The 17,602-nt window shown below is 62.0% G+C and carries 29 protein-coding genes and 2 pseudogenes; 8 read left to right on the top strand and 23 right to left on the bottom strand.

What is annotated here, in order from left to right; genetic code table 11:
* The 3 genes from XH80_RS02105 to XH80_RS02095 all read left to right on the top strand — a co-directional run.
* Positions 1-234: hypothetical protein (locus XH80_RS02105; RefSeq protein ID WP_271597122.1), on the top strand; the 234-nt coding region annotated here is incomplete at its 5' end.
* Positions 235-676: 442 nt separating this feature from the next.
* Positions 677-964, top strand: a complete 288-nt coding sequence (locus tag XH80_RS02100; protein ID WP_271597121.1) for a hypothetical protein — start codon at positions 677-679, stop codon at positions 962-964.
* 664 nt (positions 965-1,628) lie between these two features.
* On the top strand, positions 1,629-1,853 hold the full coding sequence (locus XH80_RS02095) for a hypothetical protein (protein ID WP_271597120.1): 225 nt from the start codon (positions 1,629-1,631) through the stop codon (positions 1,851-1,853).
* Positions 1,854-1,940: 87 nt separating this feature from the next.
* On the opposite strand, the gene XH80_RS02090 is transcribed toward XH80_RS02095, so the two are convergent.
* From XH80_RS02090 to XH80_RS02010, 17 genes and pseudogenes are all read right to left on the bottom strand, one after another.
* Positions 1,941-2,126 carry a hypothetical protein gene (locus XH80_RS02090; RefSeq protein WP_271597119.1) on the bottom strand — a complete coding sequence of 62 codons (186 nt, stop codon included), beginning with the start codon at positions 2,124-2,126 and terminating at the stop codon, positions 1,941-1,943.
* Positions 2,113-2,517 carry a hypothetical protein gene (locus XH80_RS02085; RefSeq protein ID WP_271597118.1) on the bottom strand — a complete coding sequence of 135 codons (405 nt, stop codon included), beginning with the start codon at positions 2,515-2,517 and terminating at the stop codon, positions 2,113-2,115. Before XH80_RS02085 ends, XH80_RS02090 begins: the two co-directional genes overlap by 14 nt.
* A 109-nt stretch (positions 2,518-2,626) precedes the next feature.
* Complete coding sequence (locus XH80_RS02080) at positions 2,627-2,881, bottom strand: hypothetical protein (protein WP_271597117.1); 255 nt, start codon at positions 2,879-2,881, stop codon at positions 2,627-2,629.
* 4 nt (positions 2,882-2,885) lie between these two features.
* A complete protein-coding gene (locus tag XH80_RS02075; RefSeq protein ID WP_271597116.1) occupies positions 2,886-3,425 on the bottom strand; it encodes a hypothetical protein in 540 nt (179 codons plus the stop codon).
* Between the two features lie 16 nt (positions 3,426-3,441).
* Complete coding sequence (locus XH80_RS02070) at positions 3,442-3,660, bottom strand: hypothetical protein (protein ID WP_271597115.1); 219 nt, start codon at positions 3,658-3,660, stop codon at positions 3,442-3,444.
* Positions 3,661-3,670: 10 nt separating this feature from the next.
* On the bottom strand, positions 3,671-4,069 hold the full coding sequence (locus tag XH80_RS02065; protein WP_271597114.1) for a hypothetical protein: 399 nt from the start codon (positions 4,067-4,069) through the stop codon (positions 3,671-3,673).
* A gap of 101 nt (positions 4,070-4,170) precedes the next feature.
* The gene (locus XH80_RS02060) at positions 4,171-4,551 is read right to left on the bottom strand and encodes a hypothetical protein (RefSeq protein WP_271597113.1); all 381 of its coding nucleotides are present in this window, start codon (positions 4,549-4,551) and stop codon (positions 4,171-4,173) included.
* Positions 4,545-4,787, bottom strand: coding sequence for a hypothetical protein (locus tag XH80_RS02055; RefSeq protein ID WP_271597112.1), 243 nt, complete (start codon positions 4,785-4,787; stop codon positions 4,545-4,547). The genes XH80_RS02060 and XH80_RS02055 overlap by 7 nt, the downstream gene beginning before the upstream one ends.
* 153 nt (positions 4,788-4,940) lie before the next feature.
* Positions 4,941-5,090, bottom strand: a complete 150-nt coding sequence (locus XH80_RS02050; RefSeq protein WP_271597111.1) for a hypothetical protein — start codon at positions 5,088-5,090, stop codon at positions 4,941-4,943.
* On the bottom strand, positions 5,042-6,481 hold the full coding sequence (locus XH80_RS02045) for an AAA family ATPase (RefSeq protein WP_271597110.1): 1,440 nt from the start codon (positions 6,479-6,481) through the stop codon (positions 5,042-5,044). Before XH80_RS02045 ends, XH80_RS02050 begins: the two co-directional genes overlap by 49 nt.
* Before the next feature lie 118 nt (positions 6,482-6,599).
* Positions 6,600-7,067, bottom strand: coding sequence for a hypothetical protein (locus XH80_RS02040; RefSeq protein WP_271597109.1), 468 nt, complete (start codon positions 7,065-7,067; stop codon positions 6,600-6,602).
* Between the two features lie 89 nt (positions 7,068-7,156).
* Entirely contained in the window at positions 7,157-7,480 is a 324-nt protein-coding gene (locus tag XH80_RS02035; protein WP_271597108.1) for a hypothetical protein, read from the bottom strand.
* Positions 7,480-7,857: a hypothetical protein gene (locus tag XH80_RS02030; protein ID WP_271597107.1), complete on the bottom strand. Its 378-nt coding sequence runs from the start codon at positions 7,855-7,857 to the stop codon at positions 7,480-7,482. The genes XH80_RS02035 and XH80_RS02030 overlap by 1 nt, the downstream gene beginning before the upstream one ends.
* Positions 7,858-7,926: 69 nt before the next feature.
* Entirely contained in the window at positions 7,927-8,157 is a 231-nt protein-coding gene (locus XH80_RS02025; protein ID WP_271597106.1) for a helix-turn-helix domain-containing protein, read from the bottom strand.
* Positions 8,158-8,410: 253 nt separating this feature from the next.
* Positions 8,411-8,593, bottom strand: a complete 183-nt coding sequence (locus XH80_RS02020; RefSeq protein ID WP_271597130.1) for a hypothetical protein — start codon at positions 8,591-8,593, stop codon at positions 8,411-8,413.
* Positions 8,594-8,857 (bottom strand): annotated as a pseudogene (locus XH80_RS02015) (tyrosine-type recombinase/integrase); the annotation flags it as partial.
* A 634-nt stretch (positions 8,858-9,491) separates the two neighbouring features.
* Positions 9,492-9,752 (bottom strand): annotated as a pseudogene (locus tag XH80_RS02010) (Arm DNA-binding domain-containing protein); the annotation flags it as partial.
* Between the two features lie 262 nt (positions 9,753-10,014).
* On the opposite strand from XH80_RS02010, the gene XH80_RS02005 reads away from it, so the two are divergent.
* Entirely contained in the window at positions 10,015-10,836 is an 822-nt protein-coding gene (locus XH80_RS02005) for a helix-turn-helix domain-containing protein (protein ID WP_271597105.1), read from the top strand.
* A gap of 77 nt (positions 10,837-10,913) precedes the next feature.
* Positions 10,914-11,579 carry a DsbA family oxidoreductase gene (locus tag XH80_RS02000; protein WP_057747357.1) on the top strand — a complete coding sequence of 222 codons (666 nt, stop codon included), beginning with the start codon at positions 10,914-10,916 and terminating at the stop codon, positions 11,577-11,579.
* Here the strand turns inward: XH80_RS02000 and XH80_RS01995 are convergent.
* The 3 genes from XH80_RS01995 to XH80_RS01985 form a co-directional block, all read right to left on the bottom strand.
* Positions 11,557-12,750 (bottom strand): GNAT family N-acetyltransferase, encoded by a 1,194-nt coding sequence (locus XH80_RS01995; protein WP_271597104.1) that lies wholly within the window; start codon positions 12,748-12,750, stop codon positions 11,557-11,559. The genes XH80_RS02000 and XH80_RS01995 overlap by 23 nt on opposite strands.
* A 151-nt stretch (positions 12,751-12,901) precedes the next feature.
* On the bottom strand, positions 12,902-14,341 hold the full coding sequence (gene ccoG, locus XH80_RS01990; protein ID WP_271597103.1) for a cytochrome c oxidase accessory protein CcoG: 1,440 nt from the start codon (positions 14,339-14,341) through the stop codon (positions 12,902-12,904).
* A 33-nt stretch (positions 14,342-14,374) separates the two neighbouring features.
* The gene (locus tag XH80_RS01985; RefSeq protein ID WP_271597102.1) at positions 14,375-14,695 is read right to left on the bottom strand and encodes an ArsR/SmtB family transcription factor; all 321 of its coding nucleotides are present in this window, start codon (positions 14,693-14,695) and stop codon (positions 14,375-14,377) included.
* 101 nt (positions 14,696-14,796) lie between these two features.
* On the opposite strand from XH80_RS01985, the gene XH80_RS01980 reads away from it, so the two are divergent.
* Genes XH80_RS01980 through XH80_RS01970 form a run of 3 tightly spaced genes read left to right on the top strand, consistent with a single transcriptional unit; the run spans position 14,797 to position 16,074 of the window.
* Positions 14,797-15,225: a YeeE/YedE family protein gene (locus tag XH80_RS01980; RefSeq protein ID WP_057747353.1), complete on the top strand. Its 429-nt coding sequence runs from the start codon at positions 14,797-14,799 to the stop codon at positions 15,223-15,225.
* Positions 15,226-15,229: 4 nt separating this feature from the next.
* Complete coding sequence (locus XH80_RS01975) at positions 15,230-15,697, top strand: DUF6691 family protein (RefSeq protein WP_271597101.1); 468 nt, start codon at positions 15,230-15,232, stop codon at positions 15,695-15,697.
* A gap of 20 nt (positions 15,698-15,717) precedes the next feature.
* Positions 15,718-16,074: a carboxymuconolactone decarboxylase family protein gene (locus XH80_RS01970; RefSeq protein ID WP_271597100.1), complete on the top strand. Its 357-nt coding sequence runs from the start codon at positions 15,718-15,720 to the stop codon at positions 16,072-16,074.
* Between the two features lie 76 nt (positions 16,075-16,150).
* On the opposite strand, the gene XH80_RS01965 is transcribed toward XH80_RS01970, so the two are convergent.
* The 3 genes from XH80_RS01965 to XH80_RS01955 form a co-directional block, all read right to left on the bottom strand.
* A complete protein-coding gene (locus XH80_RS01965) occupies positions 16,151-16,480 on the bottom strand; it encodes a hypothetical protein (protein ID WP_271597099.1) in 330 nt (109 codons plus the stop codon).
* Positions 16,481-16,593: 113 nt separating this feature from the next.
* Positions 16,594-16,998 carry a hypothetical protein gene (locus XH80_RS01960; protein ID WP_271597098.1) on the bottom strand — a complete coding sequence of 135 codons (405 nt, stop codon included), beginning with the start codon at positions 16,996-16,998 and terminating at the stop codon, positions 16,594-16,596.
* 334 nt (positions 16,999-17,332) lie between these two features.
* A complete protein-coding gene (locus tag XH80_RS01955; RefSeq protein WP_271597097.1) occupies positions 17,333-17,575 on the bottom strand; it encodes a PilZ domain-containing protein in 243 nt (80 codons plus the stop codon).
* Positions 17,576-17,602: the final 27 nt, after the last annotated feature.

The raw sequence follows: 17,602 nt of genomic DNA, 5'->3' as shown, positions 1-17,602 counted from the left end.
AAGCGGACGAATGCCATGCTCGCTGGAATTAACGACGCAAGCCACACTGCGATGTTGAATCCGCGCAGCCGGCGAGCGACCTTCTCGGGATATCTTTCGGTGCCGTACCGAATGTTGGGGTGCCATGCCATTGACGGTTGCTTTCATTATGCGCCGCAACGTCATCCAGGAGTTTACCTCATTGCGCGCATATCATCGAGACGGATGGCGCTGTACGGCGGGTTGATGGGGTAAAGAGTCGCGCCACCAGAATGAGACCACGGCGGCGTCGATTGCACCCAACGGAGAGTACACGTTCAGACAGTGATTTCGCGCTGTAGTTGGATTTCTAGCCGCGAGGCCGCTCTCTTAGGTTGCGGAACGAAACACGGCTGAAACAGAGGGCTGCTAGTGTTTGGGTCCCGCTCGTGTTCGGGTTCTGCTTTTCCGAGCTTGCGTTGTGAACAAGTTCATATTGGGCCCACAGCAACGGCGCTAAGGAAGCTTGTGACGTGACGTCTGTATTCAGAGGCGATGTATCATCGTAGGCATTGTTCGCGCCTTTCCCTCTGTTATTCAAAAATAACAAACGAAGAAGAATTCCCCTGTCTCCCGACCCGCCCACGACGGCAAACTAGGGCTGCGCTTCATCAGTGGAAATGTAGTGGGTATCAATCCCTCCAGGGGAGCATTTTCCATGACACATATTACTCTCATTGCAGGCATTGCCGCAGTCGTCGCAACTGCCGGGGCATCGGCCGCCGAACTACCGACCTTTGAAGTGATGGGATTTCCAATCTCGCCGCATCAGGTTGCCGTCGTGGGTGCGGCTGATGTTCAGGAACAGTCCGCTGTCCCTGCGCTGACATTGGGGGGCATGCCAGCTTCTCCAACCCAAGTTGCGATCCTGACACCGCGCTCGAAAGTGTTTGAAGCAACTGCTGAGAAGCCGATACTTGCCACTGCTGGCTTCTCGGCACGCTAGTCAGACGAAGTGCCGCACGCAGCTTGCGCGGATGCTCTAAGCACGGGCGCGGCGTTGGTAAGGAGCAGCATGTGGGGCCGCCACGCCGACTCGCGGCAGTCCGTTAACGGGTTTGAGCGGCCCGTGCTCCTGCTGCGAGCAGTGTGCCGAACGCTGGCTTCGTTCGTCCGCCTATAAAGCAGCGGATGGTGGGATGACCATCCTCGTAATACAGCCAAACAACCGTCCGCCCAAAACGGTTCGGCACCTTGACGAGAGCGGAGTCAGGAACGTCAACCCACACGCTCTGAAGAAAGACTTGGAAGTGCCCGCCCTGACTCCGCCAATCTGCGTCCTGCAACAAGTTGCCATCTGAAAGGGCGCAGCAGACTTCTCCCCCATCGGATTACAACTGCTCGAACCACGTATGCATTTGAGGATCAGTTCGCGCGTACCTGCCGTCAACATCGCGAGCAAGCGCCGCCATTGACACGCAGAGAACTGCCACGGTTGTGGAGGGGAGAAAATGCTTTGCACGAAATCGGAATTGTCACTGCGATGTGGGATTTCCTTTCAGCTTCTCGGCAAACTCACGGAAGTGAGCTGCAACCCGCTGGTACAGGGCACGATCACAGTGAGACGCTAAGCCCGTAATTATACGGAGACCAAGTGAAGCGGAGACGGCATGAGCGTCAAATCCATTATGACGGCACCCCTGCACGCGAAATCGCTTTTTCAGTTCGCCTTGATCCTGAAGACCCTGTCGCTCAGTCGGCGGACGCTTTTTGAAAGCGGCTTCAGGCCCTCGCCTATGATCGCGAAGAAAACCATCAACCAAGCTGCGAGCGCAGCAGACCACAATACTATTTCCAGTGTCTCGGGCATGGCAGCCCCCCTAAGAATTATCTGAAAATATGCAGGGGAGTGTTTCTGAACGGGGCCACCACCGCAAGCACCGAAAAGTAGAAAATCGTCGGAGAATGTGGCAGCCATCGTGTCACTTTCGGCTGAAGAGCCTGATAGCCGCGAGTGCCGCGTTGAATTCGCTCAGCACCAGCTTCACCTCGGCAACGGCGGCCGGATCGTCAACATCGATCTCCTCGGGCTCGGGCAATAGCGCACCGATCCTGTTCGCGCGCTCGATCAGCGCAAAGAACTCGGCGCGGTTGTCAGTTGTCATCATGGCGCACGTCATCGTCTTCATCACGGAGCCAGGGTCGCGGACCGTCGAACGGCTGATTGCGTCCGGCCGTTTTCGGATCGAGACGGCTCGACGGACACAAGCGCAGTCGCATCGCTAGCGATGCCTGCAGCCGCGCCGCCTTCTCCCAGCTGTTGAAGCGCGCAGGATCACCGGCCATCTCGCGCGCGACCAATGTCGCTTGGATGAACGAGATCAGCACCGGGAGATCGGCCTTCGTGAAATGCTTCTCGCTGCAGGCGCTGACAATCTCAATGAACAGCGATCGTTCGGCAGAGGAGAGCGATGCCGGCGCTGTCAGGCGCGATGACTTGCGATAAAGCGGCCGTGGTGCGTCCAGTTCTGCGGCTGATATACGACCTCCCTTGCGCATTTTGCTGAGTCCTTTTCTCAAGACATGTTGGGAAGAAATTCCTGCGGGCCGGTCGGACATTATGCCCGGCAGAAACAGAGGAAGCTCCCCCCGGCCCTGAGCAAGACCTTCAATGGATCACGCGCGGCTCTTCGCCAACTTCAAGTCCGGCGTCGAGCCTGTTTGCGACGTCGCGCAGGATCTTGACACAAGCGCGCCGATGCATCTCGGAAAGCTCAGTCGCAAGGTACTGGATTAGCACCGCGACCCGCGCGACCAACCGCATAGCGTCCGCGTCTTCCTTAACCATCGAGGCCACCAACATTGCGGCCCGTTGGTGAAACGGAAGTGACCACACGGCGCGTTCGGCCTCCTCATGCTGCATGATCTTACTTCCTCAGTCTTGTGACGTTTCCGGCGTTGCGATCGATCGTATCAGCTTCAATCTCGTCGAGCCGCGCTTCGATGGCATCGAGCCGAGCATCGATGTTGTCGATCCGTGAAAACACTTCTTCGCGCAGCGCATGCACCGCAGTATCGGCGCCGCCCTTCCGTATCATGCGCTCCATCGGGCCGGTGACGGACGCAATCTCGTCGCAAAGTGCTTCGATCAGCCTGATCGTTCCCTCCCTGGTCGCAAGCTGGGACGTATCACCGAGACGCTGATCGATCACATCCCCGACGAAACACGTCCAATCCGCTGCGTAGGCGTCTTGACTGATCCGTTGCTGCCTCTGCTCCGCGAGCATCGCCGCAACGGCGCGCTTCTCGACGTCAGATGATGTTGCCTGTCGCGATTGGCGCGGCGGCACCCAGTCGGCCCGGCGGGTATTCTCATCGACAGTACCGCGGCGCTCGCGCAGTCGAAGCAGAAAGGCGTCGCATTCGGCAGTCTGTCGATCGATCTCCGCAAGTTCTTTGGGCGTCATCGTCGCCTCACAAGGGTCACAACTCAATCACCGCACGTTTACGGATGATGCCGGGCGCTAATGGTCTCCGCTTGGCCAACTCAACAGAGCGACCGCGAAGTCTGCGCAGCAGCGCGTCCGCCTCAGCATTTTCCTTGTCAATCTGCGCAAGCTGCCTATCACTCAGACCGCACGATGTGATGCGCCGGTCTCGCTCCGCTGCACTGAACCAAGTACGCTTCAGGATGCCCACCATCGAAAGCGCCTCATGTCGTAAGTACGGCTTTGCCCGAAAAATAGAGTCGGCCCTTCGCATCGCGGCCGATAACGCCCCGCAATTCGGGTGAAGCCGCTTCCCACATTGTAGCATCATCAACGGCGAACCGCACATAACACTCGCCTGTTGCAGGGCCGCAGATCGTCGCCAATGCTAGATAGGCGGCGACGTCGCCCTGCACGACTTGCTCCTTCATCGGTCCGTCGTAGATTGTTCTGAGAAGCTGTTTCTGTTCGTCCGTCAGATCGACCCGATCGCCTTTGCGGACTCCGCCTGGGATGCGACAGAAATGCGAGATCCACCGAGCGAGCCGTTCACTCATCAGCATCATCAGGGGAGCTGCCTCGACCGGCTCAGGCGCGCTTACCGGCGTCTCGACGAAAATCATTCTAGTCATCATCCGACCAGCGGCCGGCGAACTGAGAATACTGTGCTCATACCCGGACCATAAAACCGGCCCAGCTCACGGCATCGTCACGCGTTACACAGCTATTCCTTGGGCCAGAGCGGCCTCCAGCGCTCGATCCAGTCGCGGATCACTTGCTCCAGCGCCTGCTTGACGACGGTGGGTTTGAGCAGCTGATCCTCATCCCGGCCGGACGCAATCAGCGACTTGGCCACAGCGTGCTCGTGCACGTCGAGGGAGATCGACATCAAGCCGTCCTTCTGGCGGGCGCGGGTGCCACGGGCACGGACGGCGCGGGGATCGCGGCTCAGGATGTGAAAGCGCTTGCCCTTGCCGATCGTCGGCGCCGCGTTCGTCAATCCGGCCGCGCTGAGCCCTATAGGCGGCTCAGGATGCGCCGTCTGCACGGCGGCTGTCTCAGGCCGGCCGGTCTCAGCCAGCGCATGGGCGGGGCGGCTCAGCATGGCGTCACCCGGATTTTCGGCCGGTACACATGGCGGAAGCGGAGCTGAGCGCTGGGCGGCGAGATCCGGTGCGGCTCGAACAGGCCGATCACGGTGCCATCGGTCGGGCTGATCCGCCGGCAGACTGACGCCGGGCGCGCCGGCAGCTCGGATGCGCGCCAGCCGCGCCTGACCCTAACGACGGCGCCGGCCTTCAGCTTCGCGCGTGTCGATCGTGGCAATCTGTGTCCGGGCATTGTTTTAGGTTCCTCCTGTTTGCACACGTGCACACGTGCCACCTGGGCAAACATGTGCAGACGTGTGCACTGACACTGCACACCACACCACCCCTATGGGGGTGGGTGTGTGCTGTGCACTGGGGTGAGCTGTTTCATGGACCTGTGCAAACCTCAGTCCGGTTCCGCCACTTCGATGAAGGATCGCTCGTCGCGGCGCTTGGGGTCCTTGCGGCGGACCTCGATCAGGCTGCCCTGATCCAGCCAGTATTTGATCAGGGCTTTGATCTTGGCCTTGTCGGTCGTGACCGAGAGCCGGGGCATGCCCTTGACCACCGCATAGCCGACCCAGTCCTTGGCCTCGGGTCCGCCCGCCAATTGCCGATGCGAATGAAAGCGGCCACCCGCTCGAAATCGGTTGCGGTGACGTCCGCCGTGAGGTCGGGCCGTTTCCAGCGGGTGGCCACCCCGATCCAGTCCCCGCCGGGAAAACTTGGTCCGAGCGGACTGTTGGGCAGCGCGACGCTTTGCAGCCGGTACCAGATCGCCTTCTCGGCGGGCAGCACCATGTTGGCCTTGCCGTCGTCGGCGCGGAAATATTCGCCCTTGCGATACTCGATCCCGCATTTCGCCGCCTCCTCGGGCGTCATGCTGTTGAGCGCACGTGCTGACCGGCAAGCATTGATCAGCGCAATGGCACCGCGCCCATGTTCAACGGTCACCTCGGCGCCTCCCGCCTTGCGACTATGATGCGACAGTTCGAGCGCGATGTTGGCAGCGTCGGCGATCCCGATCCATGTTTCGGCGACCGCATCCATCGCGCCGTTGTCGTTCTCGGGGACACGATGCGACTTGATGAACGGATCGATGATCACGACGTCGATGCTGTGGTGCCTGATAGTGGCGAGCAGGCCATCGACGACCGGCTCGGCGATCGTTGCTCCGTTGCGCGTCTGCGTGGCGATCACGATCTTGCAGTCGCGCCCGGAATTGACGAACAGATATCCTTCGATGTCCTCGTTGCTGATGTTATAGTGGATACAGGCCGCAGCGAAGCGACGCTCCAGCTCCTCGATCGGGTCCTCGCCCCAATACCAGACGCGGCAACGCTGACGCGGTGTGATGCCGAGCAATGAACGCTGCGTCGCCAGCGCCAAGGCTTCGACGGTCTCAAGGCTCGACTTGCCGACGCCGCCGAGCGCGATGGTGGCCGAACCGAATTTGCGGATGAGATGGTTGCCGTACAGCCACTCACGCTTTGGAATCATCGACGGATCGCGCAAGGTGAACTGCTTCGCCGAAATCAGAGACGCCTGCGACTGCGTCCAGTAGCGCGTCCGGTTGTCCTCGACGATCGCAACAGCCACGGCAATCGGACGATCGAACTCACGCCACCACTTGCGGATCACGTCGAGATCGGTGGTCGCATCCTCGGCCATTACCAGTGGACGTCCGGTCTTGCGATCGACCGGCACCACCCGGACGCCGCCTTCCGCCAGCTCGCAGGCCCGCCCTAGCTCGGTGCGGATCGGCGCGATAATGACCGCGTCATCGTCGAACGGCTCGGGCTCGGGCCCGTTGCGCGGCGGGATCGATGCCGGGTCCTTGAATTCGTAGGGCGTTGCCCTGATCAGCGGCTCGACCGCGACGTCGGGCGCGTGGGTCTTGATGGTTGCGCCGGTTCGCGGTCCGGGATTAAAATATCGCTCGTGCATTGGTTCGCTCCCAATGTTCATCGCGGGATGTCCTCTTCGCTGGTCGACCTTTCGCGCTCACCACATTTCAAGGACTTGGACCGCGTCAGAATTCGCCCTCTGGCGCGGTTCGCACATTCTAGCTCATTTTGCTGCGTGCAGTTGATTGCCCATTGATCACCCGCTCAAGTGCGGTGCGCTCATGGTTCGGTAGCAGTCTGCTGGCCAGCTTAGCGGCGTGCTCGGCCTGCTCCACCGTGTCGCACGACAAGATCACACCAAGGTTGCCTCCCGTCGCCAACTTGCACACGGATCGCAGCCAATACTTGACGCTCCTGTTGGTCTGCGGACGATTGATCACGATCAGCGGTTGGCTGTTTGGGTCTTTGATGATGATGTTCTGGACTTCACACTCCGGAATGTCGAGGCTGATCAGTGATCCGAAGCCGGGCCACCCCTCCGGTGTAAAGACGATCGTGTGGACTTCCTCGACCCCGTAGCGCTTGGTGATGTCAGGCGGGACGCGTGTGGTCCAATCTGTTGCGGATGTCATATGGCAGACCTCCTTGCCGCTTGCGTCGAGTGGATTTATGATCCGGCTCTGCATTTCGACCTCGACCCTCGGGATGCAAATCTCCGCTTTGCTCTTAGGTGCTGCCGCCGGACGGATGATGGACCGCCCGGCGGTTTTTTGCGTTACACCGCGCTGCGCTCTCTCTGTTCATGTGATAGCTGCGGCACCCATCCACGGCTGGGTTGACCGCCACCCATCCATTCCAGCAGTCCTAGTAATTCGGTGAGTGCGGTTTTGGCATCGGGGATCGGCCTGTCGCAAATGTAGGCGAGGCGTTCCGCACGCGCTTGCTTGTCGATGGCATCGTCGATGATGCATTCAAGCTCGAAGGAATAATCGGCGCTGATCTCAGCCCAGACATTCCACTCGTTCCAAAGTTCGGCGGCGCGCCGCCGCACCCAGTCGTGAAGCATCTCGACGTCGTCGTCACAGAAACATCGTCCCATCATCGCTCTCCTCTCGCTCTTCGCTCTCTCGCCCTCAGCCCCTTCGCAAAACAAAAGCCCGGCGCGAGGCCGGGCGTGGTGATGGTCTGCGAAAACATCTCAGCCATATCCTTGGCCGCTGCCGCCTTGGCACCCGGATCGGCTTTCAGCGCTGCCTGAAGCGTCTCGTCTTTCCAAAAGCCGATCAGGAGCGGATGAATGAAATAGCGGTGCGGCTCGGCGCGTCCGCCATCCCCGAGGGCGATCAGCGCTTTGGCCTTGACCATGCCGTGCAGCGCGCGGCGCGCCGACCGCTCAAGAGCAGCTGGTTGCTTTTCGCCGCCACGCATCTCGTCGAAGGTCATCGGCCGCCCGTGGTGGTGGATTATGTCGAACATCAACCGCTGTATCCGTCCGAGCCCACGCGACATTGTAAGTGTTCACTGTGAACGTTTAAGACCTTGCTGTCATGACGACGCCACCGCCTGCTCGCGGGCGGCGCGGGGTTCGACCTTCGGCAGGGTCGCGTGATAATCATCGATGCTGTCAGCATCGATCATGATCCGGCCACCATCTTTGTAGGCGATGATCTTGCCGGCGCCGATCAGCTCATAGGCCTTGGTGCGGCCGAAGTGGCCTTTCTGACAGGCTTGCTTCAGCGGGATCAGATTTCGTTTCTCGCGGGGTTTGTCGGTCATACCATCGGCCTCCCGGTTGGATGCGCGACTGTCCGTCGCTTCGCTTATCCGTCCGGAAACGTATCGAACCGATGGCGCCTCTCAAACAGAAACAGAACGGAAAAAAGTGAGGGATGGCGAGAAATAGTGAGGGATGGCGTCCTTGAACTTCCACATTCGTGGCCTAGCCAATTTGGCGAAGCATGTTCGCGTGAAAGTTGGTCAATAAATTTTACTGGCAGTGATGATTGAAAACGCCCAGCATGCTCGGCGTTTACTGTGCCTGCAGCTCGCGCTTGATCGGCACGACCTTTTTGGGATCGCTAAAACCGTCAACGCGGTCGGCCCAATGCTGCATCAGCTTGGTGCGCGAGCCGATCAGCGCGAGCGGTCCATGCCGTTTATAGATCGCCTTCACCGTATCGCTTTCGAGATGCGCCAGCTGCAACTCGATCACATCGCCGTCCCATGCCTTGACGTCCTTGATCTCCTCATGATGACTGAGCGTCGAGAACGTCGAGCGGAAACCGTGAGCAGTGTGTTCGGTCTTGGTGTCGATGCCGAGCGCGCGCAGCCGATAATTCAGCGTGCGTTTCGACAGCGGCGCATCGTCCGCGCACGCGAACACATAACGCCGATTGCCGGTGATCTTCTGCACACGGCGCAGGATCACGAGGGCTTGGCGTGACAGCGGGACGACATGATCCCAACCGGTTTTCATTTTTTTCGGCCGGAATGGTCCAGCGCGCATTGTCCCAATCGACCTCGCGCCATTCCATCGTGTTGATCATGCCGGGGCGTGGGATCGTCAGGGCGTCGAGCCGCAGTGCATCGCCGACCACATCGCCAAACCGGGCCTTGTCCCATGACGGCATGATCAGCTTGAAAAGCCGTGCAACGTCGTCGGGCTCGGTGACGCCCGGTCGCGGCGTCGACACATTGGCGGTCAGTTGCTTCTTGACGGCGCGGAACGGATTGTAACCGTCGCCTTCAAGGTCGGCATAGTCGCAGGCCTGTTCGCCGATGCTGACGACGCGGTCGCGGGTCTCCAAGCGGCCTTCGCTCTGCATGGCGCGAAAGAATGCGAGCACATCGGGGCGCTTGATGTCTTTGCGATAGAGCTTGCCGAACCGGTCCTTGAGATACCCGGCCCAGCGTTCGAGCAGCGCCATGGTCTCGGCACTTCGGACGATGACCAGTCGACCGCGCTTGATCTTCTCGGTGCGCTTCTCGGCCAGCCACTCATCGACCCATTCCCCGAAAGGGCGCTCGGCTTTCCGCCGATGCCGCGCAAATTGCTTTTCGATCGATGGATCAACCGGCGGGTCCTGCGCCAGCAGCGCCTTGGCGGCATCCCGCTTCTGGCGGGCCATGGCCAGCGACACAGTGCCGTCGTCGCCGTTGCCGTAGGGACCGATCGCGAGCTTCTTCTGGCGGCCGTTGAAGCGGTAGGCCATTTGCAGGAGCCGCGAACCGCCGGACGTGACGAGCAAATAGAGGCCGCCGCTGTCGGAATACTTGGCATCCTTCGCGACGCCGCCGACGATCCTCGGACGGGCGTTGCGGCAAAACGTGTCGGTGAGCAGCTTGCGGCGCGGCGCGGTGGCTTTTGGCATTTCGGTTTCCCAAAAAACCGGCGTGAACGTTTGTTCTTTCGAGGCCAACACGAGGCCAACAAAAAGGCCAACAAATTGCGCGGCTGGACCCGGATGAGAACAAACAGAGACGAACACCGATGTACGCGGAAACCCCTATTTTGCAAGAGGTTTGGCGCGCCTCGGGCGGTTCGGAAGTGATCGCAAGCGTCCGGCTTTGTACGCTGCTTTTTTACCTCGCGGGTAATGGAAGGGGTGAAATACGCATGGTAGGTTTTGGACCATGAACGCACATGCATCCACGGCACGCGCCGAATCCAGCCAACCGATCCATATCGGTGATCATTTGCGCGAATGGCGGCAGCGCCGCCGCATGAGCCAGCTCGACCTCGCCAGCGAGGCGGAGATTTCGGCGAGGCATCTGAGCTTCGTCGAAACCGGCCGCGCCGCGCCCTCGCGCGACATGGTGCTGCGGCTCGCCGAGCGCCTCGATGTGCCCTTGCGCGAACGTAACGTGCTGCTGGTCGCCGCAGGCTTTGCGCCGGCCTTTCCGCAGCGCTCGCTGGAGGATCCCGCCTTGAAATCAGCCCGCCAGGCGATCGACCTCGTCCTGAAGGCGCATGAGCCAAATCCGGCGCTGGCCTATGACCGGCACTGGAACCTGGTCTCCGCCAACCGCATGGTGGCGCCGCTGCTCGCCGGCGTTCCGGAGCGCCTGCTGGCGCAGCCTCTCAACGTGCTCCGGCTCGCCTTTCATCCTGAGGGACTGGCGCCACGCACGGTCAATCTCGCGGAATGGTGCGCGCATCTGCTCGAGCGTTTGCACCGGCAATGCGAGGCGACGGCCGATCCCGAGCTCATCAAGCTCTATCACGACCTCAAGAGCTATCCCATTCCGGCGCGCTCGGGGCCGCTGTCCAGCGACAATGTCGCCATTCCCTTCAAGCTGCGCCAGAATGGAGAGATACTAAGTTTCTTCTCCACCACCATGGTGTTTGGTACGCCCGTTGACATTACCCTGTCGGAGCTGGCGCTGGAGACGTTCTTCCCGGCAGACGAGCGCACCGCGGAGCGGCTCAGGCAGATGGCCGCGGCCATGACCTAGCGCCTCATGCGTGACCCTTGCCTCGGGGCGGGTTCGGCTTATCTTGGAGCAAACCCGCACCGCCCAAGGAGGCGCTCATGAGCACCCTCAAACCGCTCCAGATCGATGTCGTCTCCGACGTGGTGTGCCCCTGGTGCTATATCGGCAAGCACCGGATCGAGAGCGCGCTCGCGCTTGTGCCCGACGTTCCGGTCAAGCTGAACTTCCGTCCGTTCTTTCTCAATCCCTGGGTGCCGCGCGAGGGCATCAGCCGCGAGGATTATCTCACCACCAAATTCGGCTCGGTCGAGGCCTATAAGGGCATAGCGGGGCGCGTCGTCGCTGCGGCAAGCGAAGAGGGCCTCGTCTACAAGCCCGAGCTGGTCGCACGTCAGCCCAACACGACCGATTGCCATCGCCTGATCCTGTGGGCCGAGGCGATCGGCAAGGCACCGGAAATGAAGCAGCGGCTGATGGAGCTGTATTTCCGCGATGGCGGCGATCTCACCGATGTGAACGTCCTGATCCAGGCGGCCGCCGATGTCGGCCTCGATGCCGATGACGTGCGCAAGCGCCTTGCCACCGACGAGGACGTCGCGCGTGTGTCGGCCGATGCGCAGGAGGCCGCCGACAAGGGCATCTCCGGTGTGCCGACCTATGTCTTCGCGCAGAAATACGCCGTTTCCGGCGCGCAGGATCCGAACCTGCTCGCCCGCGCCATTCGCCAGGTGTCGGCGGAGATCAACGCGCAGGCGGCGGAGTAGCGTCGGCTCGGTTGCGGAGCAGACGGATCGCGCGGCGCGCGGCCTCGCGCGCATAGCCGCGTGTGATGAGCACCGCATGAATGAGCGCCACCATCGGACCATGTCGTCGCAGCGGGATCAACACGTCGCCAATCGCAAGGCGGTCGCGCCAGATCGGGTTGATCATGGGATGGTCGGCGCTCGCGGTCGAATCCGCACTTGCGATGGTCGGATCTGCGCAGAGATGGCGAGTCAGATCGAGCGTGAGCTGGACGCCCGGCGAATATTTTGCGAAGCGCTCGTCGATGCCGAGCTTGAAGAAGAAGGCGCGGTTCTGGTGGCGCAGCACGATGCCGGCCGCCACCGGAATTGTCCCGGCGCGCAAGCTGACGATCTCGCATTGCGCGGTCTCGGCAAGCGCAGGGACGGCGCGGCGAATGAAGGCCGCATCGCCCGTGTCCTGAAGCAGCGCGGTGCCGCGCTTGCCCTTCCAGCCGCTGGCCTCGAGTTGCAGGAAAATTTCGAGCGCGGGCCTGATCTCCTCGACCTTGCGCGCGACGTCGAAGCTGATCGCGCCATGTTCAGCCAGGCGACGACGCTGCCGGCGCAGCTCCTTGAGCCTCTTGGCACCGAGCGCCGCGTGCAGCAGCCTGTCGCCATCCTGTGTTGCATCGAGACTGGCACGGACATGGGCGCCGAGCACGCGCGGCTTCAGGCCGGCCCGGCCAAGCGCTTCCTTGATCGCGCCCATCGCGGCGCCGTCAAGCGCAACGTCGCGCAGAACCAGCGCATGCGCACCAGCTTCGCGTGCCCGCTGCAGCAGGCCTGTCGCGGCCTCGGCCGAGACGTCGCGGTCGATCAGCGGACTGCACAGCGTGCCATAGGGATGCGCGCTTACCAGTGCGGGCAGGGGGATCTTGCAGGCCCGCCAGAGCGAGACCACCGGCATCAAGCCGATCAGTCGCCTCGAGGCGCCGGCGCGTACGGACAGGGCCGAGGCACCGATACGGCCGCGCGCGGTCGCGCTGACGGCGAGCTCCCAAGCGGGCAAATAATAGCCGTTCGGCTCGACCGCCCGCTGCGCCAGCGCGCGCCACTGGCCGGGCTCGATGGCTGTGAGCGGGACGAGCGCAGCCGTTGCATCCTCTGGCGATGCCGGATTGATCGCAGCCTGGTGCGCGATGTCGACCACGTCCCGTCGTCCCCGTTTACGCCGACATCAGCCGGCGTTAGAGGTCATGCTTAGCGCAAAGATTGGAAAATACCGTTGGGAAACGCGTTCAATCTGAGCGGTATTGTTAACGTCTCATTCACCATCGAGGGGCGCGCCGAGGGCGTCGGTGTCACTGGTCGCGGGGTATGAAGTGATCGCGAGCGCTTGCGCGGCCGCCATCGGCGGTGTCCGTAATGGCGATATCGATGTCGCGCGACGTCTGCGGTAGGTGGGCCGGGTTGACCTGCACCGACAGGCGGATCTCGCGGGTCTGATCCTGCCCGACCTCGATGACCGGCTTGTCGTCGGGGCCGGCTGCGATGCCGGCGACGCGAACGGTCGCGCCCGGCAAACCTGAAACCTCGAGTGCGAACGATCGCGCTGCGCCCTTGTTGAGGATGCGCACGGTGTAGTCATTGCGCACACCGCCATCCGAGAGCTGAACGAACAGCGGATTGCGCTCATGCAGCACGTTGACGTCCATCGTTGCGCGCGTGGCGAGGGTATAAAGCATGACGCTCCCCACGACGGCGATGGCCGCGGCATAGATCAGCGTGCGCGCGCGGATCAAGCGGTAGATCGGCGCCTTGCCGTCGCGGCGGCGCTGCATGTTGATGTCGGTGTCGTAGCCGATCAGGCCTGTAGGCCGGCCAATCTCGCGCATGACGTTATCGCAGGCGTCGATGCACAGGCCGCACTGAATGCAGCCGAGCTGGATGCCGTGGCGGATATCGACTCCGGTGGGGCAGACATTGATGCATTGGTGGCAGTCGACACAGTCACCGGCGAGATCGCCATGCGCGCGAGCGGCTTCGGCCTTCTTCACTGACATGCGCGGTTCGCCGCGGTCGCGACGATAGGTGACGTTGAGGGCCCACTCGTCGGTCAGCGCCGCCTGGATGCGCGGCCATGGGCACATATAGATGCAGACCTGCTCGCGGGCATGCCCGGCGAAGAGGTAGGTCGTTGCGGTCAGGATGCCGATCCAGAGATAGGCGACGACCGGGGCCTGGAAGGTGGCGAGATCCTTCACCAGCGTCGGAGCGTCGGCGAAATACAGAACCCAGGCGCCGCCAGTCCACCAGGCGATCATGATCCAGAGAAAGTGCTTCAGCGCGACCTTGCGGATGTGAGCGAGCGACCAGTAGCGCTTGTCACCTTGCATGCGCTCGCGCCGGTCGCCCTCGACCCAGCGCTCGACGGCGTAGAACAGGTCGGTCCACACCGTCTGCGGGCACATGTAGCCGCACCACAGCCGGCCGGCGAGGGCATTCATCAGGAACAGCGTCATTGCCGCGATGATGAGGAGACCGGTGAAATAATAGACCTCCTGCGGCCACAGCTCGATGAAGAAGAAATAGAAGCGGCGATGCGGAAGGTCGATCAGCACGGCCTGGTCAGGCAGGCCGGACCCGCGATTCCAGCGCACGAACGGTAGCAAGTAGTAGGTTCCGAGCGTGACGCAGAGGATCGCCCATTTGATGCGGCGGAACGGGCCGTGCACCGATTGCGGATAGACCTTCTTGCGCTTTTCGTAGAGAGGCCCTTCGATGAAGGTATCGTCAGTCATGGCAGGCTCCCCGCGTCGCGTTTGCGAAACGCCTCAGTCCGGTGCGCAGAAGAGGCGGTACAATGTCTCCAGCACCAGGCGTGCTTCCCGGCTCGCAAGGCTGTAATATATCGTCTGTCCCTCCCGCCTGGTTTTGACCAGGCTCAAAGCGCGCATCTTTCCGAGATGTTGGGATAGTGCCGCCGAGGAAAGGCCGGCGATGTCGGCGAGCTCACCGACGGATTTCTCGCCGTCCAGCATGTTGCAAAGAACCAGGAGCCGCTTCGGATTGCCCATGGCGGTGAGGAGGCGGGAGGCCTCGTCAGCCTTCGCCTCCAGAGCGACCAATTCCTGATTTCGGGGCTTGCGTGCCATGGCTGCGCTATATATTAGTATATTCGAAAATAAGAAGCAACGGAATTAAGAGATATCCTGTGCCCATGCCATAGGGCTCACACCGATTCCGGAGGATCAAAATGAGCGTCACCCATTTCACGCCGGTCGCCTCGCTGCTGGGCGGCGCGCTGATCGGTCTGTCCGCCGTGCTCTTGATGTGGGCGACGGGACGGATCGCCGGCGTCAGCGGCATCGCGGCGCGGTTGTTCCCGCCCTACGAAGACCGTGAGTTCGCCGGCCGGTTGGCCTTCGTTGCCGGCCTCATTGCTGCACCCTTGGTGGTGCGGCTCGTGACCGGAAGTCTGCCGGAGCAAACGATCGCCGCGGGGGTGCCGGCGCTGATCGTTGCGGGGCTGCTGACCGGCTTCGGATCGGTGTGGGGCAGCGGCTGCACGTCCGGCCATGGTGTCTGCGGCCTGTCGCGACTCTCGGTGCGCTCGCTGGTGGCGACCGCGACCTTCATGGCGGCCGGCATGGCCACTGTTTTCGTGATCCGGCACTGGAGCTGAGACGATGGCCATTCTCGTTCAATTCGCGATCGGCCTCGTCTTCGGGCTTGGTCTCATCGTATCCGGCATGGCGAACCCGGCAAAGGTCTTGAACTTTTTGGACGTCGGCGGGATTCCCGCGGGGACGTGGGACGCGAGCCTTGCGTTCGTGATGGCCGGTGCGGTCGCAGTGACCTTCGTCGGATTCAATCGCGTCCTGAAGCGTGCGCGGCCGTTTTTTGCCGCTCGCTTCTATGTGCCGACGCGGACCGATATCGATCCCAGAATTGTCGCAGGTCCCGCCATCTTCGGCATTGGCTGGGGAATGGCAGGCTTCTGCCCCGGGCCGGCGCTGACCGCGCTCGGTTTCGGCTCGGCGTCTGCCTTCATCTTCGTCGCGGCGATGTGTGCCGGCATGGTGCTCGCCCGCTTCATCGCTCATTTGCCGTCGCTGACGCGCTACGCCACGCCAGCCGATCCGCTCGAAACCTGAAATCAACAGAGAGTAGCGTCATGGACAAGGACTATCCCGCGATCATCCGGCAGATCTCCGCCAATATGAAAAAGCTCCGCAACGACATTCCCGACACGATGAAGGGATTTGCCGCGCTCGCCCAGGCGGCCACGCGTGACGGCGCGCTGGACAAGAAGACCAAGGAACTGATTGCGCTTGCGCTCGGTGTTGCCGCCCATTGCGACGGCTGCATCGGCTTTCACGCCGAAGCGCTGGTTAAGCTCGCTGCGACACGCGAAGAGATCGAGGAAGCGCTTGGCATGGCCGTCTATATGGGCGGCGGGCCATCGCTGATGTATGCTGCGGATGCTATCGCGGCATATGAACAGTTTCAGCAGCAGATGGTCGCTGCCTGATCCGATCCGGCGTCGCGTCGAGCGAACAGACCGGGCGAAGTTGTTCGCCCGGTACCGTCCAGTCCTATTGTGCTGATTACCAGCGGTCGTCGCCGACTCCGACGCCCACGCTGACACCGGGCGCGCGAATGCCGACACCGGCGCGCGGGCCGTCATCCCAATCACGGTAGGTGCGGCGCTCGTAATAGCGTTCACGCGGCATGCGGGCGTAGGAGTCGCGCACGATCACGCGTGCGCCGCCGTGGGTGCGGTAGCAATTGCCGGCGTCATCGCAGACGAGCCGGACCTCCTGAATGAGATCGGGGCTGGTGTATTCGCTGGTCGTGTAGATATCCGCAGCCTTCGCGCCGCTCCCCGCCGCCAGAGCGCCGACACCGGCCAGCAGTGCAATCGTGAACATCCTCATCCTGTCCTCCTCCGAAACTGCCCTCGGCGGTAACAAGAATGAGACGCCGCGATCGTTCCGGTGGAATTTCAGGTTTTTCCCGGAACCGGATTGCCGTGCGGCGTGAGGTTTCGCTAGATCGGCTGGTAGGCTTCCGACCCGCAGATATCATCTGCCTCCGCGCGCCGCCGGTCGATGATCTTCCCGCCCGATATCGTGACGATGTAGGTCTGGGTGCCCAGTGCCGAGCCGGTGGCGGCGGTGAGGTTCGCGCGGACGCAGGCCGTCCAGCCCGATCCGCGGACCTCGTGATGGGGCAGGGCGACCTGTACCTCGCGCGGATAGGATGTGTTGAGAAAGACCACGTCAATCTGCTCGCGGACCACGCGCTTGACATCCGGCGGCGGCTCGGGCGGCGGCTGTTCGGCCTCCTTGATGCGCATGAACTCGGGCACCGGCGCGCGGCTGTCGGCAAAGCCGCACGCACCGAGCGCGAGCACGCAGGCAAGCAGCGCCACATGAGCAACAATCCGCAACATTCGTGAAGGTCCCCCGCGGGCCAACAGATAGGCGCGAATTCGAACGGAACGAAGTCCTGCCCGATCAACATTTGCTGAAGGGCTGGGGTGCGCCGCGTTAGCTATGATTCGTCGCAGGCGCAGATGGGCGGCGGCCAGCGCCATTCGAACGAGGCGGACAACACGCCCAAAAGGCCGACGAAAGGCCCAAGCTGGGGTAGCGACCCCGGCGGTTCAGGCCTCGCCCTTCAACCAGGTGATCGCGCTCGATGCCGCTGGAATGGCCCGGCGAAGTCCGGATCACAAATTGATGCTTGCGTGCGGGTCGTGCGAACCGTCATTCACATCGTGCGCGCTATTGCACGAAGGCGAGGCCGACACGCCTGTCGTTTCGCCACACCGCGCGGCAATGCCGCACGAAATTGTCGCATGAAATCGACAGCGTGAACGAGGGCGGCAATAAACCAGGATTTTCAAGGTCGATCGCGGCACCGCGGTCCGAGATGTTGCGCACCGTGCAAGCCACGCCGCTGCCTTCAAAGGTGACCGTACCACCCTTGAAAACCCGATGACGTTGCGTTGCACGCTTCTCGATCATCCGCGTTGGTCCATAGTGACGATTGTG

It is taken from the genome of Bradyrhizobium sp. CCBAU 45384, assembly GCF_028128665.1.
Taxonomy (GTDB): Bacteria; Pseudomonadota; Alphaproteobacteria; order Rhizobiales; family Xanthobacteraceae; genus Bradyrhizobium; species Bradyrhizobium manausense.
The sequence above is the reverse complement of the archived record's forward strand: the minus strand, read 5'-3'. Positions and strand labels throughout refer to the sequence as shown.

Coding starts and splice junctions, on each gene's coding strand:
- XH80_RS02070 (WP_271597115.1), bottom strand. CDS start 3,660: ATGGTGGGCATCCTGAAGCGTACTTGGTTCAGTGCAGCGGAGCGAGAC.
- XH80_RS02050 (WP_271597111.1), bottom strand. CDS start 5,090: ATGCCCCGGCTCTCGGTCACGACCGACAAGGCCAAGATCAAAGCCCTG.
- XH80_RS02035 (WP_271597108.1), bottom strand. CDS start 7,480: ATGGGACGATGTTTCTGTGACGACGACGTCGAGATGCTTCACGACTGG.
- XH80_RS02065 (WP_271597114.1), bottom strand. CDS start 4,069: ATGATTTTCGTCGAGACGCCGGTAAGCGCGCCTGAGCCGGTCGAGGCA.
- XH80_RS02060 (WP_271597113.1), bottom strand. CDS start 4,551: ATGCTGAGCCGCCCCGCCCATGCGCTGGCTGAGACCGGCCGGCCTGAG.
- XH80_RS02100 (WP_271597121.1), top strand. CDS start 677: ATGACACATATTACTCTCATTGCAGGCATTGCCGCAGTCGTCGCAACT.
- XH80_RS02045 (WP_271597110.1), bottom strand. CDS start 6,481: ATGCACGAGCGATATTTTAATCCCGGACCGCGAACCGGCGCAACCATC.
- XH80_RS02080 (WP_271597117.1), bottom strand. CDS start 2,881: ATGCAGCATGAGGAGGCCGAACGCGCCGTGTGGTCACTTCCGTTTCAC.
- XH80_RS02005 (WP_271597105.1), top strand. CDS start 10,015: ATGAACGCACATGCATCCACGGCACGCGCCGAATCCAGCCAACCGATC.
- XH80_RS02085 (WP_271597118.1), bottom strand. CDS start 2,517: ATGCGCAAGGGAGGTCGTATATCAGCCGCAGAACTGGACGCACCACGG.
- XH80_RS02075 (WP_271597116.1), bottom strand. CDS start 3,425: ATGACGCCCAAAGAACTTGCGGAGATCGATCGACAGACTGCCGAATGC.
- XH80_RS02030 (WP_271597107.1), bottom strand. CDS start 7,857: ATGTTCGACATAATCCACCACCACGGGCGGCCGATGACCTTCGACGAG.
- XH80_RS01985 (WP_271597102.1), bottom strand. CDS start 14,695: ATGGCACGCAAGCCCCGAAATCAGGAATTGGTCGCTCTGGAGGCGAAG.
- XH80_RS01965 (WP_271597099.1), bottom strand. CDS start 16,480: ATGAGGATGTTCACGATTGCACTGCTGGCCGGTGTCGGCGCTCTGGCG.
- XH80_RS01975 (WP_271597101.1), top strand. CDS start 15,230: ATGGCCATTCTCGTTCAATTCGCGATCGGCCTCGTCTTCGGGCTTGGT.
- XH80_RS01960 (WP_271597098.1), bottom strand. CDS start 16,998: ATGTTGCGGATTGTTGCTCATGTGGCGCTGCTTGCCTGCGTGCTCGCG.
- XH80_RS02095 (WP_271597120.1), top strand. CDS start 1,629: ATGAGCGTCAAATCCATTATGACGGCACCCCTGCACGCGAAATCGCTT.
- XH80_RS02090 (WP_271597119.1), bottom strand. CDS start 2,126: ATGATGACAACTGACAACCGCGCCGAGTTCTTTGCGCTGATCGAGCGC.
- ccoG (WP_271597103.1), bottom strand. CDS start 14,341: ATGACTGACGATACCTTCATCGAAGGGCCTCTCTACGAAAAGCGCAAG.
- XH80_RS01970 (WP_271597100.1), top strand. CDS start 15,718: ATGGACAAGGACTATCCCGCGATCATCCGGCAGATCTCCGCCAATATG.
- XH80_RS02040 (WP_271597109.1), bottom strand. CDS start 7,067: ATGCAGAGCCGGATCATAAATCCACTCGACGCAAGCGGCAAGGAGGTC.
- XH80_RS02055 (WP_271597112.1), bottom strand. CDS start 4,787: ATGCCCGGACACAGATTGCCACGATCGACACGCGCGAAGCTGAAGGCC.
- XH80_RS02000 (WP_057747357.1), top strand. CDS start 10,914: ATGAGCACCCTCAAACCGCTCCAGATCGATGTCGTCTCCGACGTGGTG.
- XH80_RS01980 (WP_057747353.1), top strand. CDS start 14,797: ATGAGCGTCACCCATTTCACGCCGGTCGCCTCGCTGCTGGGCGGCGCG.
- XH80_RS02025 (WP_271597106.1), bottom strand. CDS start 8,157: ATGACCGACAAACCCCGCGAGAAACGAAATCTGATCCCGCTGAAGCAA.
- XH80_RS01955 (WP_271597097.1), bottom strand. CDS start 17,575: ATGATCGAGAAGCGTGCAACGCAACGTCATCGGGTTTTCAAGGGTGGT.